Source organism: Acidovorax sp. GW821-FHT10E03, from assembly GCF_059415205.1.
On sequence record NZ_JBWKMU010000028.1, the window covers coordinates 1 to 1,167 of the forward strand.

The following is a 1,167-nucleotide window of genomic DNA, read 5'->3' on the forward strand; positions in this document are numbered from 1 at the left end:
ACCAAGCCTCACGTCAACGTGGGCACGATCGGCCACGTGGACCATGGCAAGACGACGCTGACGGCGGCCATCGCCACCGTGCTGTCCGCCAAGTTCGGCGGCGAAGCCAAGGCATACGACCAGATCGATGCGGCGCCCGAAGAAAAGGCCCGCGGCATCACGATCAACACCGCGCACGTGGAATACGAAACGGCCAACCGCCACTACGCCCACGTGGACTGCCCCGGCCACGCCGACTATGTGAAGAACATGATCACCGGCGCTGCCCAGATGGACGGCGCCATCCTGGTGTGCTCGGCCGCTGACGGCCCCATGCCCCAGACCCGCGAACACATCCTGCTGGCCCGCCAGGTGGGCGTGCCTTACATCATCGTGTTCCTGAACAAGTGCGACATGGTGGACGACGAAGAACTGCTGGAACTCGTCGAAATGGAAGTGCGCGAACTCCTGGACAAGTACGACTTCCCAGGCGACGACACCCCCATCATCCGTGGCTCGGCCAAGCTCGCCCTGGAAGGCGACAAGGGCAAGCTGGGTGAAGAAGCCATCATGAAGCTGGCCGAAGCGCTGGACACCTACATCCCCACGCCAGAGCGCGCTGTGGACGGTGCCTTCCTGATGCCCGTGGAAGACGTGTTCTCCATCTCCGGCCGCGGCACCGTGGTGACCGGTCGCGTCGAGCGCGGCATCATCAAGGTCGGCGAGGAAATCGAAATCGTCGGTATCCGCGACACGCAAAAGACCATCTGCACCGGCGTGGAAATGTTCCGCAAGCTGCTGGACCAAGGTCAAGCTGGCGACAACGTCGGCCTGCTGCTGCGCGGCACCAAGCGCGAAGACGTGGAGCGCGGCCAAGTGCTGTGCAAGCCCGGCTCGATCAAGCCCCACACCCACTTCACCGCTGAAGTGTATGTGCTGAGCAAGGACGAAGGCGGCCGCCACACCCCGTTCTTCAACAACTACCGCCCACAGTTCTACTTCCGCACGACCGACGTGACCGGCGCCATCGAGCTGCCGGCCGACAAGGAAATGGTCATGCCTGGCGACAACGTGTCGATCACCGTCAAGCTGATCAACCCCATCGCCATGGAAGAAGGCCTGCGCTTCGCCATCCGCGAAGGCGGCCGTACGGTCGGCGCTGGCGTCGTGGCCAAGATCATTGCTTAA

The 1,167-nt window shown here is 63.2% G+C and carries 1 protein-coding gene; it reads left to right on the forward strand.

Annotation, left to right across the window (positions count from 1 at the left end):
* Window positions 1–1,167 (forward strand): elongation factor Tu (tuf, locus tag AC07OD_RS28085; RefSeq protein ID WP_218298114.1); only part of this gene is annotated, 1,167 nt, incomplete at its 5' end.